This window comes from Bacteroides sp. BFG-637 (assembly GCF_024793605.1).
GTDB lineage: Bacteria > Bacteroidota > Bacteroidia > Bacteroidales > Bacteroidaceae > Bacteroides > Bacteroides vicugnae.
Genome location: NZ_JANUPD010000002.1, coordinates 896,601 through 914,906 on the forward strand (window position 1 = coordinate 896,601; position 18,306 = coordinate 914,906).

The following is an 18,306-nucleotide window of genomic DNA, read 5'->3' on the forward strand; positions in this document are numbered from 1 at the left end:
CCAGTTCTATCTGTACATTTTAAATAATCCCTCTCACTCTATCGTCAAATGCAGAAAGCGCAGCTTTCGCCCCTTCGCCCATAGAGATAATAATTTGCTTATAAGGAACCGTAGAAACATCTCCGGCTGCATAGATACCCGTCACATTCGTACGGCAATGTGCATCAATCATGATTTCGCCCGGACGGTTAGTTTCCACTATGTCGCGGAACACACTGCTATTCGCAGAAAGCCCGATCTGTACAAATACACCATCCAATTCAACCAAACGTTCTTCTTCCGTTTTGCGGTCTTTGATGCGCAGGGCAGTCAGCTTATCACCATTTCCTATCACTTCCGTAGTCTGCGAACTTGCAAACACTTCCACGTTCGGCAATGATTTAAGTCGCTCTTGAAGTACACTGTCTGCTTTCAACTCATCCATAAATTCAAAAACAGTCACTTTGGAGCAGATACCAGCCAAGTCAATGGCTGCCTCAATGCCGGAATTTCCTCCACCTACTACTGCTACATGCTTTCCTTTATAAAACGGACCATCGCAATGAGGACAGAAAGCGACACCACGACCTATATATTCGGCTTCTCCCGGAACATTCAGTTTACGCCAGCTTGCACCAGTTGCAATAATCAGTGCCGGAGCCAGGAATTTCTCACCAACAGAGGTAGTGATCTGCTTCTGTTTTCCAACCACTTCTACTTTTTCTACTTTACGATGCTCCAGTAAATCCACCGGATAGCGTAAGAGATGTGTTTTCAGATTATCGGCAAGTTCATTTCCTGTCGTTTCCGGAACAGAGATTAGATTTTCAATACCTACCGTTTCTTTCACCTGTCCGCCGACACGCTCGGCCACGATAGCTACACGGAGTCCTTTACGGGCAGAATAAATAGCTGCCGATACTCCTGCAGGTCCTCCACCGGCCACAATCACATCATATTCTTTCATCTCTGCATTCGCTTTGGTTTCGTCAATACCATATTGTTCTTCCAACTTGGCAAGCAATTCGCCAAATTCACCACGGCCTACATGAAGTAATTTTCCGTCTGCAAAGACAGAGGGCACTCCTTGTATCTTCAGTGCATCTACTTCATCCTGATAAAGCGCACCGTCTATCATTTCATGCGTAATAGCCGGATTCAAAGTAGTCATTGCATTCAGAGCTTGCACTACGTCAGGACAGTTCGTACAAGTCAACGAAACATAAGTGGTCAGATGTATAGGGCCTTTCAGTGCTTTCACACGGTTGCAAACGGCCTCATCGGGAAAGTTCTTTCCTTTGCCATCCAGATTCAGGATAGCCAGAAGCAACGATGTGAACTCATGTCCGTTAGGAATACCACGGAATGTGATTCCGGTACGGTTGCCATTCTTCAGTAAAGTAAACTTCAACGCGTCTCCCTCATTCACTACACAAGTGATGTGATCGGAACAATCCGCTACATCTCCCAGCAGTTCCACCAGTTCGGTTTTGTTTTCGTGGCCGGATGATACGGATATATCAAAAGTAAAGTTTGCCTCCAGCCCAGCAAAAATACCCCTTAGTTGTTCTTTTAATGCAGATTCTAACATATCTTTTTCCTTTCGTTTTTTGAGAAAAAAGGCCGGCAGCGTCTTCCGTTACCGACCTCCCATAATCACCATTATCAAGATCTATCAAATCTTACCTACCAGGTCGATGCTTGGTTTCAGGGTAGACTCACCCTTCTTCCATTTAGCCGGGCAAACTTCTCCGTCATGGCTGGCTACAAACTGTGCAGCTTCCACTTTACGAAGCAATTCACTTGCATCACGGCCAATATTGTTATCATTCAATTCCACCACTTTAATCTTTCCTTCCGGATTGACAACGAATGTACCGCGATAAGCCATACCCTCTTCTTCGATATATACACCCAGTGCACGGCTCAAAGCGCCAGTCGGGTCTGCCAACATCGGATATTGAATCTTGCGAATACTTTCAGAAGCATCATGCCAAGCTTTGTGCACGAAATGAGAGTCAGTACTTACCGAGTAGATTTCTACCCCCATCGCTTTGAACTGATCGTACTTTTCAGCCATATCCACCAATTCAGTAGGACATACGAAAGTAAAGTCAGCAGGATAGAAGAAAAGAATCGCCCATTTACCTTTCAGGTCATTGTTGGTTACAGTTTTGAAAGCTCCGTTGTGAAAAGCCTGAACGCTGAATTCAGGAAGTTGAGAATTTAAAATTGGTTCCATAATCTTTATTGCTTTTATTGTTATTAATTGATTTGACTTATAACATCAGAAACAACGTTTTGTTTTTTGTTTCTGATGCAAAGATAAAGGCAGCCCCCCGCCTTTGCAAAAAAGTCCAATCGAATATTTCTATGCCATGATAGATGAAATTAATAAAAGCATTTTATAACTTTGCAAGCATAAACAAAAACCTGAAAATATATACGATCATGGAACATCCTCTTGCCCAATTCCTATATTGCCCTGAATGCGGTTCCCCTCATTTTGAGGTCAACAACGAGAAATCTAAAAAATGTGCAGATTGCGGCTTTGTCTATTACTTCAATCCTTCTGCCGCCACAGTAGCACTTATCTTGAATGAGAAAAATGAACTGCTTGTCTGCCGACGTGCCAAAGAGCCGGCCAAAGGAACTCTCGACCTACCCGGCGGATTCATCGACATGAATGAAACAGGCGAAGAAGGTGTTACCCGCGAAGTACTGGAAGAAACAGGGCTGAAAGTTAAAAAAGCCGTTTACCAGTTCACACTTCCCAATATTTATGTTTATTCAGGTTTTCCTGTACACACACTTGATATGTTTTTCCTCTGTACCGTAGAAGACATGAGCCATTTCTCCGCCATGGATGATGTAGCAGATTCTCTCTTCCTACCTCTCTCCGAGATTCAACCGGAAGATTTTGGGCTGGATTCTATCCGGCGAGGACTTAAAAAGTTCTTATCTGGCAGATAATTCGTTAAAATATAACAAACTACAGAAACATATCCCCTTTCATTCTGTACTTTTGCATAAACACCCGATTATGAAAAAAGAAATTACTAGACTCATTTGTGCGGCTATCTGCTGCACTCCTATGATAGGATTTGCCCAGACAAGTGATAAGTTCACTTCGACCGACAACCTTTATAAAGAAGGGAAAGAACTTTTCCAGGAAAAAAATTATGCAGCCGCCCTACCGGCACTGAAAGCATTTGTAAAACAAAAGCCTGCCGCCAGCCTTCTTCAAGACGCTGAATACATGCTGGCCAGTTCCGCTTATGAACTGAAAGACAAGAACCGGATCGAAATCCTGCGCAAGTATCTCGACCGCTATCCTGACACTCCTTACGCCAACCGTATTTATGCACTATTAGCCTCCTGCTATTTCTATGAAGGAAAATACGACGAAGCACTGGCACTCTTCAACTCTGCCGACCTCGGTCTACTGGGTAATGAGGAACGGGATGACTGCACTTACCAATTGGCTACCTGTTATCTGAAAACCGATAATCTACGAGAAGCCGCAATTTGGTTTGAAACATTGCGCTCCAACAGTCCCAAATATGCTAAAGACTGTGATTATTATCTCTCTTATATCCGCTATACGCAAAAACGCTATAACGAAGCACTGAAAGGTTTCTTGCCGTTGCAGGACGATTCAAAATACAAGGCACTTGTCCCCTATTACATTGCCGAAATTTATGCACAGCTCCAAAACTATGATAAGGCACAGATTGTAGCACAAAACTATCTGTCGACCTATCCAAATAATGAACATGCCGCAGAAATGTATCGCATTCTGGGAGATGCCTACTACCACTTCGGACAATATCACCAAGCTGTAGAAGCATTCAACAATTACCTGAACAAAGATCATTCGGCTCCACGTCGCGATGCTCTTTATATGTTAGGGCTCTCCTACTATCAGACGAAAGTCTATTCCAAAGCAGCCGAAACATTAGGCAAAGTTACAACTGCCAATGATGCCCTTACTCAAAACGCATATCTCCACATGGGGCTCTCTTATCTGCAACTGGCGGAAAAAAGCAAAGCCCGCATGGCTTTCGAACAGGCAGCCGCCTCCAGTGCCAATATGCAAATCAAGGAACAGGCAGCTTACAATTACGCTCTTTGCCTGCATGAAACTTCCTTCTCCGCTTTCGGCGAATCCGTCACTGCCTTCGAAAAGTTCCTGAATGAATTTCCGACTTCTCCTTACGCTGAAAAAGTCAGCAGCTATTTGGTAGAAGTTTACATGAATACCCGCAGTTATGATGCAGCCCTGAAATCCATCGACCGGATTGCCAAACCAAGTGCACAAATATTGGAAGCCAAACAAAAAATCCTGTTCCAACTAGGTACACAAGCATTTGCCAATGCTGATTTCACACAGGCTATTAAATATCTGAATCAATCCATCGCCATCGGACAATACAACCGGCAGACCAAAGCAGACGCTTACTACTGGTGCGGCGAATCTTACTATCGCCTTAACCGAATGACGGAAGCAACCCGTGACTTCAACGCTTACCTGCAACTCACCACCCAGCCCAATAACGAAATGTACGCACTTGCCAACTACAACTTAGGGTATATCGCTTTCCACCGCAAAGACTATACACAGGCAAGTAACTACTTTCAGAAATATATTCAACTGGAAAAAGGTGAAAATACAACCGCACTTGCCGATGCCTATAACCGTATCGGCGACTGCTACCTGCATGTACGCAGCTTCGAAGAGGCCAAACATTACTACTCACAAGCGGAACAAATGAATACTTCTTCTGGCGACTATTCTTTCTATCAACTCGCTCTCGTATCGGGATTACAGAAAGACTATTCCGGCAAAATCACTTTATTAAACCGACTGGTGGGTAAATATCCTTCTTCTCCTTATGCAGTAAATGCCATTTATGAGAAAGGACGTTCTTATGTCCTGATGGATAACAACAATCAAGCCATTACCTCTTTTAAAGAATTACTGAACAAATACCCCGAAAGCCCTGTCAGCCGGAAAGCCGCTGCAGAAATCGGATTATTGTACTATCAGAAAGGAGACTACAATCAGGCTATCGGAGCTTACAAGGAAGTGATCGAGAAATATCCGGGCAGCGAAGAAGCCCGCCTTGCCATGCGTGACTTGAAATCTATTTATGTAGACCTGAACCGCATCGACGAATTTGCAGCTTTAGCAAATGCCATGCCGGGACATATCCGTTTCGATGCCAATGAACAAGACTCACTTACGTATGCCGCTGCAGAAAAGATTTATATAAAAGGCCGGATGGAAGAAGCCAAAACAAGTTTCAACAAATACTTGCAGACTTTCCCGGAAGGTGCTTTCAGTCTGAATGCGCATTATTACCTCTGCCTGATTGGTAACGAACAGAAGAATTACGATATGGTACTTCTCCATTCCGATAAGTTATTGGAATATCCTAACAACCCATTTGCAGAAGAAGCGCTAATCTTGCGTGCCGAAGTGCAGTTCAACCAACAAAACATGGCTGAAGCATTGGCTAGCTATAAAATGCTGAAAGAAAAAGCAACTAGCGTAGAACGTCGCCAACTTGCCGAAACAGGTATTTTGCGTTGCGCCTTCCTGTTGAGAGATGATATAGAAACCATCCATGCAGCTACTGACCTACTTGCAGAAGCCAAACTAAGTCCGGAGTTAAGGAACGAAGCTCTTTATTACCGTGCTAAAGCCTACGCCAAGCAAAAGGCTGACAAAAAAGCACTGGAAGACTACCGTGAACTGGCTAAAGATACGCGTAACTCTTACGGTGCCGAAGCAAAATATCAGGTTGCACAATCACTTTACGATGCAAAAGAATATGCCGCTGCAGAGAAAGAGTTGCTCAACTATATAGAACAGAGCACACCTCATGCTTATTGGCTGGCACGTAGTTTTGTCCTTCTGTCTGATGTTTACCACGCTACGGGTAAAGATCTGGATGCACGTCAGTATCTGTTAAGTTTGCAACAGAATTACCAGGGTAATGACGATATTCAAAGTATGATTGAAAGCAGACTTCATAAATTGAAAGTTGAGAATTGAGAATTAAAAAATAGAAAAGTATGAAACGATCTTATTATATAATAGGAGGACTCGCATTGGCAATCTCAATGCCATCCTGCCTTCAAGCCCAAACTACCCAACCGAAGGATACGACAATGAACCGCACGGTCGTTGTGGAACAAGAATATAACCCGGACATTATGGATGCTTCGAAAGTGAACGTCCTGCCTAAAGTAGAAGAACCGACAGTGAGTAAGAAAGAGGTGGAATATGCTACGACATTCTTTCCGGCTACTTCTGTTCCGGCAGGTCTGATGCGTCCCTATACCGGAAAAGAAATTCAGCCAGGCACTACTCCCGGATATGTACGTGCCGGATATGGCAATTATGGCAATTTGGATGTTCTTGCCAATTATCTATTCCGCCTGTCGAAGAAAGATAAGCTGAATGTACGTTTCCAAATGGATGGGATGGATGGTAAGTTAACTCTTCCTTTCACAGATGGAGAGAAATGGAACGCTTTCTACTACCGCACACGTGCTAATGTGGATTATACGCATCAATTCGATCAATTGGATTTAAATATTGCCGGAAACTTCGGATTGAGCAACTTCAACTTCCAACCGGAAAGCGTAAACAGCAAGCAGAAATTCACATCCGGTGACTTTCATGCAGGCATTCATTTCATTGATGAGACTGCACCACTGCGTTTCAATGCAGAAACAAATCTGTTGATGTATGAACGCCAGCATAACATGTTCAATGAATCTGAAGCCAATACAGGTATCAAGGAGACAATCATACGTACCAAAGGCGATGTCACGGGAGCTATCGGCGACCAACAATCAATAACTATCGCTTTGGAAATGAACAATCTTCTCTACAGCGGATATACAAAGAATGTTTCCACCGGAGATGAATATTTCAAGAACTACACAACGCTTCTTTTAAATCCATATTATGAACTGGATAATGATGACTGGAAACTGCATATCGGAGCCAATGTAGATTTATCTTTCGGATTTGACAAGTCTTTCCGTATCTCACCCGATATCACTGCACAGTATATTTTTTCTGACAGCTACATTGTTTATGCAAAAGCAACTGGCGGTAAGCAACTGAATGATTTCCGCAGATTAGAAAACATCTGTCCTTACGGTGAACTGCCGGAGGCAAATACCACTGCTACTTTGGGATATGTACAACGTCCTTATGATACTTACGAGCAAATCAACGGTAGTATCGGATTCAAAGCAAGCCCTTATCCGGGACTTTGGTTCAACGTGTTCGGTGGTTATCAAAATCTAAAGAACGACTTATCTTATTTAGGTTTTGACCCGAGTAATATTCATTCAGGCTCTTATCTTACTTTTGCTCAAGATAATACAGATAATCTCTACCTTGGCGGTGAAATCAGTTACGATTACAAAGATATCCTCGGAATATCAGCTAAATACACTTATCATAATTGGGACAGCAAAACAGAGGAATATCTGTTGGCTGTGAAACCCGTCAGTGAAATGTCTTTCAATGTACGTATTCATCCGATCTCTGCTCTTAACATAAATCTGGGCTATGATTACATCAGCCGGAAAGAAGTGAAAGAATATGCAAAAATGACCGCAATTAATGATTTGCATATCGGAGCCAGCTATAATGTATTCAAAGGAGTATCCGTTTATGCGCAAGTACATAACCTGCTGAATAAGAAATATCAATATTATTTGGGTTATCCTACAGAAGGATTCAACTTCTTAGGAGGATTGAGTTTCCGGTTCTAAATTAATGAAAGGGGCGTTTCCATTTCCGGATAACGCCCCTTCTCAAAAACTTAAACTTCAATTATTCCGTTGTCTCCACCACAAATCCGCCACCAATAGATTTATAAGCCTTGTATTTCTTCTACCGACAGACCTGTTATCTGTGAAATAGTATTAATAGGAATATTCAAAATCTTCATATTACGTGCTGTTTCTTTTTTTTCTTCCGCACGACCTTCTGCACGACCTTCCGCACGACCTTCCGCACGTTCTGTTAATATATTATCTTTCAATATTACAATATTATCCAAATGACGATAATATGCTTCAAGTTCGGTTTTCGTCATTTTATCAAGTTTCAATCGTTCACGAGCCTCCGTCAAACCGGGAGCAGTAGCACTATCAGGAATATCACCTGTATTCAGATAGCCAATCCATTCTTCCAACGGGCTCTTGGCAACCTGATTAAAGTCATTCACCTTTAGTATATAATATTCAGGATAAAGCTGGCTGACAGCATCGACCTTAAACGTCTGTTTTTGGAACGGAGTCAACTCCAGTACATCATTCTGATGAATCCCTCTGAATTCCGTTTTACCATGATATACTATATCCTTTCCATTGCCTAATGAAAAATAGACAATATTGACGCTATACACTTTACGTACTTTATCATAACCTTCTCCACGATTGATGTACTCGGTCACCAATTTAGAAGTACCAAACAACATACGTTGGAAATAAGCATACTCATTGTTATTCTGAACTTCAATCAGAATAAGTTCTCCTTTAGAGTTCTCCGCAAGCATATCAACACGATTATACTTATCAAACTCATCTTCTTGATTACCCTCACTTTCCAACAATTTCTGAATGACAATCTTTTCATTGAGAAGAGTAGTCAGAAAGCCTTCAAGAACTGCAAAATTGGCTTTATTACGCAATAAGCGTTTCATAGCCCAATCGAAACGAATATAATTACTGGCCATAGGTTCGTCTCCTTTCCCATTTTCTTTTTTCATGCAAACAAAGGTAAGCAGAAAATGTTTAATATCAAGTATATATCCGATAAAATGGTTCATCCAGCCTTAATATATACGACCGAACGTCCTGAACCATATTTTTTCAAAATTCCTTTTTCAATAAATGCATTAATATCCTGCAATGCCTGTGTTTTTGTCTTTCCAACAAGTAAGGCATAATCCTGCCGGTTAATACATGGATTCTTTTCCAAGAATTTATTAAGTCGCTGCAAGCACTTTTCTTCTGCCAATAGATTCTTCACACGAAAAGGCGAATGATAACGTTGTAATACCAATTCAGTCTCAATATCCTTCTTAAACTGACGGTTGATTCTCAAATTAATATCTTTAAGAGATACTGACGGTGAACGCAAGTCTTTTGAATCAGTCACTTCTTTGTTCACACTCAAAGAAAGAGTAAAATAGCCAATATCACCCAATTCAACGGAAAATCCCTTCAAAAGCAAATGTCTCAATTCTTTCGAAATAGCTTCTATGACACCCACCACTTGTGCATGAGGCATATGCTGAAATGCAGTCACTTGTTCTACAAATTCTTCGGCTGTATAACTTCCCTTCAAAACGACACGTGCATGCAAAGGTTGTTCTTCCCCACTTTTTGTGAGATCGGGAGTCTCATAAAGATCATAATTTACACTCATTATCTATTAGTATTTCATTAGGAAAGATTAAACTCCACTTCCCTATTATTAATTATTTATCATGCTATTGAATCTTCGTTCGACTTAAGTCAAGCGATAGTTTTAGTTAAGTCAAGCGATAGTTCAACTTAAGTCAAACGAAAACCAACTTACTAATGAGACAAATGTACGTAGAATATAGAGAAACTAACCTATACCAATTGATATTTTATTTCCTGCAATAAAATGTAAATCTTAAGATTTTATTAAATTCTCCTTATATTATAAGGTAAGGAGAATCTTTTTTTTACTTTTGTCCCCGAATATTGTGGTACAAGCCATTATAAAAGAAAGAATTATGCAGAAAAACCTTGTCATTGTCGAGTCTCCGGCAAAAGCAAAAACGATTGAAAAGTTTCTTGGGAAAGATTTTAAAGTCCTTTCTAGTTACGGACATATACGTGATCTGAAGAAAAAAGAATTCAGCATCGACGTAGAGAAGAATTTTACACCCAGCTACGAAATTCCGGCAGACAAAAAGGCTCTGGTTAACACGCTGAAGACAGAAGCTAAAGACGCAGAAACCGTATGGCTCGCATCCGATGAGGACCGCGAAGGAGAAGCGATTGCCTGGCATCTTTATGAGGTCTTAAAACTAAAACCGGAAAACACAAAACGAATCGTATTTCATGAAATTACGAAAAGCGCTATCTTAAAAGCGATTGAACAACCACGAGACATAGACCTCAATCTCGTAAATGCACAGCAAGCACGACGGATTCTGGACCGTATCGTAGGTTTCGAACTCTCGCCCGTACTTTGGAGAAAAGTGAAACCGGCACTTTCTGCCGGACGTGTTCAATCAGTTGCTGTCCGCCTGATCGTTGAACGTGAACGTGAAATACATGCTTTCCAAACGGAAGCTGCTTATCGTATCACTGCCGTATTCCTCGTTCCGGACACGGACGGAAAACTGGTGGAAATGAAAGCTGAACTGGCTCGCCGTATCAAAACAAAAGAAGAAGCAAAAGCTTTCCTCAACGCATGTCAGGGAGCAAGCTTTGCTATCGACGATATCACTACCCGCCCGGTCAAGAAAACACCTCCTGCTCCGTTCACAACATCTACGTTGCAACAGGAAGCCGCACGTAAACTGGGATATACCGTAGCGCAGACCATGATGCTCGCGCAACGCTTATACGAATCGGGATTCATCACTTATATGCGTACGGACTCTGTCAACCTCTCGGAATTTGCGACAGCAGGTAGTAAAGACGCTATCATTAAAATGATGGGCGACCGTTACGTACATCCCCGCCATTTCGAAACAAAGACTAAGGGTGCACAAGAAGCGCATGAGGCCATCCGTCCTACCTATATGGAAAACCAGTCCATTGAAGGAACAGCACAGGAAAAGAAACTGTACGACTTGATATGGAAACGTACCATTGCCTCACAAATGGCAGATGCGGAACTGGAAAAAACAACTGCTACCATAACAATAAGTGGCAGCAGCGATGTATTTACAGCCATCGGTGAAGTGATTAAGTTTGACGGATTCCTGCGTGTATACCGTGAATCTTATGACGATGACAACGAACAGGAAGATGAGAGCCACCTGCTTCCTCCTCTGAAAAAAGGTCAGAAGTTGGAACACGGCCCTATCACCGCAACAGAACGTTTCACCCAACGTCCTCCACGCTATACGGAAGCAAGTCTTGTACGCAAGTTGGAAGAACTGGGTATCGGACGTCCGTCTACGTATGCACCTACTATCTCTACCATCCAGCAACGCGAATATGTGGAAAAAAGGTAATAAAGACGGGGAAGAACGGCAGTTTAATGTCATGACATTGAAAGATCGTCAGATTAAGGATGAAAACCATACTGAAATTACCGGTGCAGAAAAGGCGAAGTTATTCCCGACAGACACCGGCACTGTGGTAAATGATTTCCTTACCGAATATTTCCCGGACATTCTGGATTTCAACTTTACCGCCAGCGTAGAAAAGGAATTTGACGAGATTGCAGAAGGAGAAGTGAAATGGACTTCTATCATGAAGAATTTCTATGATAAGTTCCATCCGTCTGTAGAAAACACATTGGCTATCAAGACGGAACATAAAGTAGGCGAACGTATTCTGGGAGAAGAACCGGGAACAGGTAAGACTGTTTCTGTTAAGATTGGTCGCTTCGGTCCTGTTGTACAGATTGGTACTGTAGAAGATGAAGAAAAACCACGCTTTGCACAAATGAAAAAAGGTCAATCCATGGAAACCATCACTTTGGAAGATGCACTGGAATTATTCAAATTACCTCGTACACTGGGCGAATATGAAGGAAAATCAGTCAGTGTAGGCGTAGGCCGTTTCGGTCCGTATGTCCTGCATAATAAGGTATATGTATCGCTCCCGAAAACACTTGACCCGATGGAAATTACTTTGGAAGAGGCAGAACAGTTGATTCTGGAGAAACGCCAGAAGGAAGCGGAACGCCACATCAAGACGTTTGAAGAGGAGCCGGAACTTGAGATTCTGAATGGACGTTACGGACCTTATATTACCTATAAGGGTTCCAATTATAAAATACCTAAAGATATCGTCCCGCAGGATTTGAGTTTGGCTAGCTGTTTGGAACTCATCAAATTGCAAGATGAAAAAGGACCAGCGACCACAAAAAAAGGACGATTCGCAAAAAAGAAATAAAAAAAAACAGAAAAAGAGCAAATTATATAATTAAATGTATATATTTGCTCTTTATCTATTTAATACACAAACTTATGAAGCAAACAAATTTAAAGTATTTAATGATAGGAGCACTTATCATATCTTCCATCAGTTGCATGGACAAAGAGCGTGACTTATCCTGGGAGAGAAGACATATGCCAAAAGAAGCATACTTCGACTTCAACATGACCCAAGCTGTTGCTTTGGATATTGATTATTGTTTTAAAAGCGAAAATTATCGTGTCCTTTTTGATGTTTACGATCAAGATCCCATTGAATACTCAACTGACGGCACCGTGTCCAAAAAAGACATAGAGCCTATCTACCGCGCAGTTACAGATGAAGATGGCAAATTCAGCGGGGAGATGAATAATATCTCGGCGGACATCTCGGAAGTATGGTTATCATCGGATTATTTAGCTACCGTATCTCCTCTTAAACTAACGATTGACGAGAGTCATCGGCTTTTATTTAATCAAGATGCATATATCGCTGCCTTACGTTCACAAACGGCATCAAAAACCAGAGGAGTAACCACGAACCAACATACCTATCTAAAAGAATGGAATGTTCTTCCCGATGCAGACTGGGATGACAGAGGAAGACCAACCAACCTGGAACCTAAAATAAATATACCGCCGGCAGACGTACTATACAACATCAAGTATGTTTTCCGAAAGGTTACAGTCAAAGATGAAAACGGCAAAAACAAGGTTATGAACATCAGTCAGAATTATCCGGAGTTTTTTGATGGTACCATTAAAATGACTTCAGATATTCCAATTGTTAACCCGACCGAAGTGAGCCTCGTATTTATAACCAGCTCTGCTGCATGGTACAATACAGTTGGATATTATACCTATCCGACCGATAATCCGCCCCAGAGCGCAAGTGATATAAAACAAATAATCGCATTTCCAAACACCTCTCCTATTTACAAGACTTTAGGAGTAGGAGCATTAGTGTGTGGCGAAGAAATAAAACTCAAATATTGGAATGAAGCTACACAAGAATACGAGGACAAATTTCCCGCCGGAGTCACAATTGGCTGGTGCCTGCAAGGTATGGGATTCAAGAGCAAACTCACCTCAGAAACAGATAAAGACAAAGTGGGTGATATCATAAAAGGTATGGGAGCACGCTACTCCACCAGGAATCTAAACACGAATAATACACAAAGAACCGTATCTCTCCGTGATTCCAAGTCCGGGCAGATTGTAGCGGTAGGATTTGAAGATAATACTGACTTTGATTATGCAGATGCCATATTCTATATTCATACGTCAGAAAAGAATGCGATTGACCCGACATTGCCTTCACTGCCTGAGGACCCCGAAGCAATCCCTGAGCAATATAAAATTTCTTATTCCGGCACACTGGCTTTTGAAGATTTATGGCCTAAGTTAGGTGATTACGATATGAATGACGTAATGGTAAAGTACACCAGTACCATGACCCGAAACGCTCTCGACAATCGCATTTACGAAATAGAAGACAAGTTTATCTTACAGCACTGTGGAGGTTATCTGCAAAACGGATTTGGATATCAATTCCACAAGCTCTCAAACAGCAATGTCAAGAGTGTAAAAATAACGGGGCCTGATGCCAATGGTTTATCAAGTTCTATATACATGGAAGGAAAAGAAACAGAGCCTGGACAGTCTCACCCAACCATTTTGTTGTATGACGACATGACCAAATTCAAAAACGTCACTGATGAATCAAAGAAAGAATATACTGTAACCATCACGCTTGATGGAGCCAGTGAGAAAGATGTGGTACCTCCTTACAATCCGTTTATCTTCATCAGTTCCAATGAGGGTAGAGGCAAAGAATTACATCTGATAAATTACCCCCCGACTGACAAAGCCGACTTATCAATACTGGGAACCGGAAAAGACATCTACAGACCGGAAGAAGGGATGTATTATGTTTCAGCAGACTTGATGCCGTTTGCTATCAATATGCCGGTAAGTAATCTCCCGGTTCCGGAGGAAGGGAAACGAATCGATCAATCATATCCTAAGTTCGCAGGATGGGTATCATCGAATGGAAAACAAAATAAAGATTGGTACAAATAAAGATTAATACGATTTAAATAAGAGCAGGCCGGATATTGGATGGGGAGAATAAAACATGCGGGGTTCCTTTTATATAAAAGAAACCCCGCAAAAGTATATTTTATTCAGAGAAAGTCTTACATTCTGGAAGGAACCTCGATACCCAGTAAATTCATTCCTAAGCGAATGACTTTAGCCACATTAGCAGACAGAGCGATACGGAATACTTTCACCGCTTCATTCTCTTCGCGCAGAATACTATAGTCATGATAGAACTGATTGTATTCTTTCACCAAGTCATAAGTATAATTGGCAATAATAGACGGGCTGTAATCTTCACCAGCTTGTTTTACAACAGCAGCAAAGTCGGCAACCATCTGAATCAACCCTTCTTCCTTCTCACTCAATTCAATACCAGCCGGAATCTGTTCAGGAATTGTGATACCTGATTCGGCAGCTTTCCGAAGTACAGACTGGATACGTGCGTAGGTGTATTGGATAAACGGACCTGTATTACCATTGAAGTCGATAGATTCTTTCGGATTGAATGTCATATTCTTACGGGCATCGACTTTCAGAATGAAATATTTCAATGCTCCCAGCCCCACAATACGGGCAATATCATCAGCTTCTTCCTGTGTCAAACCATCCAGTTTTCCAAGTTCTTGTGAAGTTTCTTTAGCAGTGGCAATCATTTCCTCCATCAAGTCGTCAGCATCAACTACCGTACCCTCACGGGATTTCATCTTACCTTCCGGCAGTTCCACCATTCCGTAAGAGAAGTGTACCAGACTCTTACCCCATTCGAAACCAAGTTTATCGAGCAAGATAGAAAGCACCTGGAAGTGATAGTTCTGTTCGTTACCTACTACATAAATCATCTTATTAATCGGGTAATCAGCAAAACGAAGTTTAGCCGTACCGATATCCTGTGTCATATAAACAGAAGTACCGTCACCACGGAGAAGGAGTTTATGATCCAGTCCTTCGGCAGTCAGGTCGGCCCATACGGAACCGTCTTCTTTCTTGTAGAAGAAACCTTTTTCCAGACCTTCCATAACCTTTTCTTTTCCTTCGAGGTAAGTATTGGATTCATAATAGATCTTATCGAAGCTGACACCCATCTTCTTGTAGGTTTCGTCGAATCCGGCATATACCCAATTGTTCATCATTTCCCACAATCCGCGTACTTCCGGATCACCGGCTTCCCACTTCACCAGCATTTCGCGGGCTTCCTGCATCAACGGAGATTCAGCTTCAGCCTTTGCCTTCGCCTCATCATCACTCATTCCCTGCGCTGTAAATTTAACCATCAGCTCCTTTACTTCCGCTTTATAATGCTTATCGAAAGATACATAATAATCGCCTACCAGATGGTCACCCTTCTTACCCGAAGTTTCAGGAGTTTCACCGTTTCCGTATTTCTTCCATGCCAGCATGGACTTACAGATGTGGATACCACGGTCGTTTACAATATTTGTTTTGACTACCTTATTGCCGTTTGCCGCTACAATGTTAGCCAATGCGTTGCCTAAAAGGTTATTACGCACGTGTCCCAAGTGAAGCGGTTTGTTTGTATTCGGAGAAGAATACTCAATCATCACCAATGGAGAAGCATCAGTAACCTGCACCAAGCCGTACTGTTCATCTGCCTGGATTTCGTTCAGCAACTCAATCCATGTAGCCGATGCAATAGTCAGGTTCAAGAAGCCTTTTATCACATTAAACGCTGCTACAGCCGGATCGTTTACCTTCAGATATTCACCAATTTCCTGTGCCGTTTGTTCCGGTCCTTTTTTTGACATCTTCAGGAAAGGAAATACCACCAACGTCAAATGTCCTTCAAATTCTTTCTTCGTTTTCTGCAACTGCACCATCTTTTCAGGGACTTCCTGACCGTAAAGTGCTTTGAGTCCGCTGATAACGGACACTACAAGTTTATCTTCTATCTTCATAATCAAGTTATTTCTTGCGCGCAAAGATACAAAAAAAGGAGACGCATCACGTCTCCTCTCTTAATTTCTTTCAACTATCTATCTTATTCAACAGCTGCAGATAATTCAGCACCAGCTTTAAATTTAGCTACTTTCTTAGCAGGAATAGTAATAGTTGCCTTTGTAGAAGGGTTAATACCAGTTCTTTCAGCTCTTTCGCTTACTGAGAAAGTACCAAAACCTACGAGAGATACTTTGTCACCAGCTTTCATAGCGTTAGTAACTGAAGTGATGAAAGCATCAAGTGCTTTTTTTGCATCGGCTTTGCTCATTTGAGCTTCGGCAGCCATTGCACTAATAAGATCAGACTTATTCATAATACGTAAAATGATTAATTAATATATATGTTACACAAAAGATTATCCCACAATGGATTGATTTCACAAATATAGCCGAACAAAACAACATATCAAATAAAAACATAAAAAAAACGCAGCAAATTATTGAAAAAGAGCTAATAGGAAGCATTTTTCATGCTTTAAAACAGAATTTATTCGTACTTTTGCGTCTATTATCTAAATATTCAGAAATTAAAATGATGCCAACTGTAACTAAAAACCTGATAATTATCAATGTACTAGTATTTTTCGGAACAATCGTAGCCCAACGTTACGGTCTGGATTTAACGAATTATCTGGGATTACATTTTTTCCTTGCAAGTGACTTTAATCCGGCGCAGCTAATCACTTATATGTTCATGCACGGCGGATTCAGCCACATTTTCTTTAATATGTTTGCCGTTTTTATGTTCGGACCGATTCTCGAACAAACCTGGGGCCCCAAACGTTTCCTCTTCTACTATATTCTATGCGGTATCGGTGCGGGACTTATTCAAGAAGGAGTACAGTATATTCAATATGTAACGGAACTTAGTCACTACGCACAAGTGAATATAGGTACAGGCGTTATCCCAATGGAAGAGTATCTGAACATGATGACCACCGTAGGTGCTTCGGGAGCCGTTTACGCCATATTGCTGGCATTCGGTATGTTATTTCCCAATAACCGGTTGTTTATCTTCCCGCTGCCTTTTCCTATCAAAGCGAAGTTCTTCGTTATAGGATATGCCGCAATTGAATTATGGTCAGGACTTGCCAATAGCGCCGGAGACAATGTCGCTCACTTTGCACATTTGGGAGGAATGCTGTTCGGATTGATCCTGATTTTGTACTGGAGAAAAAAAAGCAATAACAATGGGACATATTATAGCTGATTTAAAGGAGACATTCAGAAGAGGAAATATTTTTATCCAACTGATTTATATCAACGTAGGCATCTTTGTAATCGGCACGTTGATCAACGTTTTCTTGCGACTGTTTGAAGTAAGCACCCCCGATATATTCGGTATATTTGCCCTGCCGGCATCCTTTATCGGATTTATTCATCAGCCGTGGTCGTTATTTACTTATATGTTTATGCATGCCGGCATCCTGCATATTCTATTCAATATGCTTTGGCTGTATTGGTTCGGAAGTTTGTTTCTCTACTTTTTCTCGGCAAAACATTTAAGAGGTTTATACGTACTGGGAGGTATTTGTGGAGGGTTGCTGTATATGGTTGCCTACAATGTATTTCCTTTATTCAGCTCGCAAGTAGCGGGGGCAACATTAGTAGGAGCATCGGCCTCCGTGTTAGCCATCGTAGCTGCCACAGCTTATCGTGAGCCTAATTACAGGGTACAACTTTTTCTTTTCGGTGCCATCCGTCTCAAATACCTGGCACTGATCGTTATCGGAATTGATGTATTGTCCATTACCTCAAGCAATGCCGGAGGACATATCGCCCACTTAGGCGGTGCCCTTGCAGGACTTTGGTTTGCCGCCAGCCTAAGCAAAGGAACTGATTTAACTTCCTGGATCAACTGGATTCTGGATGGTTTCATCTCCCTGTTTCAGAAAAAAACATGGAAACGGAAACCGAAAATGAAAGTACACTATGGCAACAGTGCTACCGGTCGTGAGAAGGATTATGATTACAACGCTCAAAAGAAAGCACAGTCTGATGAAGTAGACCGTATCCTGGAAAAACTAAAAAATCCGGCTACGACAGTCTGACAACAGAAGAAAAGAAAAGCTTGTTCGACGCAAGCAAAAGATAAAAGA

The 18,306-nt window shown here is 41.7% G+C and carries 11 protein-coding genes and 2 pseudogenes; 7 read left to right on the forward strand and 6 right to left on the reverse strand.

Translation table 11 applies throughout. The features are described from left to right. Positions 1 to 19 precede the first annotated feature (19 nt). Both ahpF and ahpC read right to left on the reverse strand, forming a co-directional pair. The gene (ahpF, locus tag NXX38_RS03940; protein WP_258978638.1) at positions 20 to 1,570 is read right to left on the reverse strand and encodes an alkyl hydroperoxide reductase subunit F; all 1,551 of its coding nucleotides are present in this window, start codon (positions 1,568 to 1,570) and stop codon (positions 20 to 22) included. Between the two features lie 84 nt (positions 1,571 to 1,654). Continuing rightward, positions 1,655 to 2,221: an alkyl hydroperoxide reductase subunit C gene (gene ahpC, locus NXX38_RS03945; protein ID WP_004307892.1), complete on the reverse strand. Its 567-nt coding sequence runs from the start codon at positions 2,219 to 2,221 to the stop codon at positions 1,655 to 1,657. Positions 2,222 to 2,430: 209 nt separating this feature from the next. Here ahpC and NXX38_RS03950 point away from each other — a divergent pair, with 209 nt between their 5' ends. The 3 genes from NXX38_RS03950 to NXX38_RS03960 all read left to right on the forward strand — a co-directional run bounded on the left by NXX38_RS03950 (position 2,431) and on the right by NXX38_RS03960 (position 7,782). After that, a complete protein-coding gene (locus NXX38_RS03950; protein WP_217720967.1) occupies positions 2,431 to 2,952 on the forward strand; it encodes an NUDIX domain-containing protein in 522 nt (173 codons plus the stop codon). A gap of 70 nt (positions 2,953 to 3,022) precedes the next feature. Beyond that, complete coding sequence (locus NXX38_RS03955; RefSeq protein ID WP_217720966.1) at positions 3,023 to 6,040, forward strand: tetratricopeptide repeat protein; 3,018 nt, start codon at positions 3,023 to 3,025, stop codon at positions 6,038 to 6,040. A gap of 20 nt (positions 6,041 to 6,060) precedes the next feature. Continuing rightward, positions 6,061 to 7,782 (forward strand): TonB-dependent receptor, encoded by a 1,722-nt coding sequence (locus tag NXX38_RS03960; protein ID WP_148365591.1) that lies wholly within the window; start codon positions 6,061 to 6,063, stop codon positions 7,780 to 7,782. Between the two features lie 101 nt (positions 7,783 to 7,883). Here the strand turns inward: NXX38_RS03960 and NXX38_RS03965 are convergent, their stop codons facing one another. Both NXX38_RS03965 and NXX38_RS03970 read right to left on the reverse strand, forming a co-directional pair. Next, entirely contained in the window at positions 7,884 to 8,783 is a 900-nt protein-coding gene (locus NXX38_RS03965) for an Rpn family recombination-promoting nuclease/putative transposase (protein ID WP_143259277.1), read from the reverse strand. Positions 8,784 to 8,839: 56 nt separating this feature from the next. Further along, positions 8,840 to 9,445 carry a DNA-binding protein gene (locus tag NXX38_RS03970; RefSeq protein WP_148365593.1) on the reverse strand — a complete coding sequence of 202 codons (606 nt, stop codon included), beginning with the start codon at positions 9,443 to 9,445 and terminating at the stop codon, positions 8,840 to 8,842. Positions 9,446 to 9,782: 337 nt separating this feature from the next. On the opposite strand from NXX38_RS03970, the pseudogene topA reads away from it, so the two are divergent. Both topA and NXX38_RS03980 read left to right on the forward strand, forming a co-directional pair. After that, positions 9,783 to 12,129: pseudogene (gene topA / locus NXX38_RS03975) on the forward strand (type I DNA topoisomerase). A gap of 74 nt (positions 12,130 to 12,203) precedes the next feature. Further along, the gene (locus tag NXX38_RS03980) at positions 12,204 to 14,231 is read left to right on the forward strand and encodes an LruC domain-containing protein (protein WP_258978639.1); all 2,028 of its coding nucleotides are present in this window, start codon (positions 12,204 to 12,206) and stop codon (positions 14,229 to 14,231) included. A 116-nt stretch (positions 14,232 to 14,347) separates the two neighbouring features. Here the strand turns inward: NXX38_RS03980 and argS are convergent, their stop codons facing one another. Next, positions 14,348 to 16,165, reverse strand: coding sequence for an arginine--tRNA ligase (gene argS, locus NXX38_RS03985; RefSeq protein ID WP_258978640.1), 1,818 nt, complete (start codon positions 16,163 to 16,165; stop codon positions 14,348 to 14,350). Between the two features lie 83 nt (positions 16,166 to 16,248). Beyond that, positions 16,249 to 16,521 carry an HU family DNA-binding protein gene (locus NXX38_RS03990; protein ID WP_004296482.1) on the reverse strand — a complete coding sequence of 91 codons (273 nt, stop codon included), beginning with the start codon at positions 16,519 to 16,521 and terminating at the stop codon, positions 16,249 to 16,251. A 221-nt stretch (positions 16,522 to 16,742) separates the two neighbouring features. Here NXX38_RS03990 and NXX38_RS03995 point away from each other — a divergent pair, with 221 nt between their 5' ends. Continuing rightward, positions 16,743 to 17,417, forward strand: a complete 675-nt coding sequence (locus tag NXX38_RS03995) for a rhomboid family intramembrane serine protease (protein ID WP_008776855.1) — start codon at positions 16,743 to 16,745, stop codon at positions 17,415 to 17,417. Further along, positions 17,398 to 18,302: pseudogene (locus tag NXX38_RS04000) on the forward strand (rhomboid family intramembrane serine protease). The gene NXX38_RS03995 and the pseudogene NXX38_RS04000 overlap by 20 nt, the downstream one beginning before the upstream one ends. Positions 18,303 to 18,306: the final 4 nt, after the last annotated feature.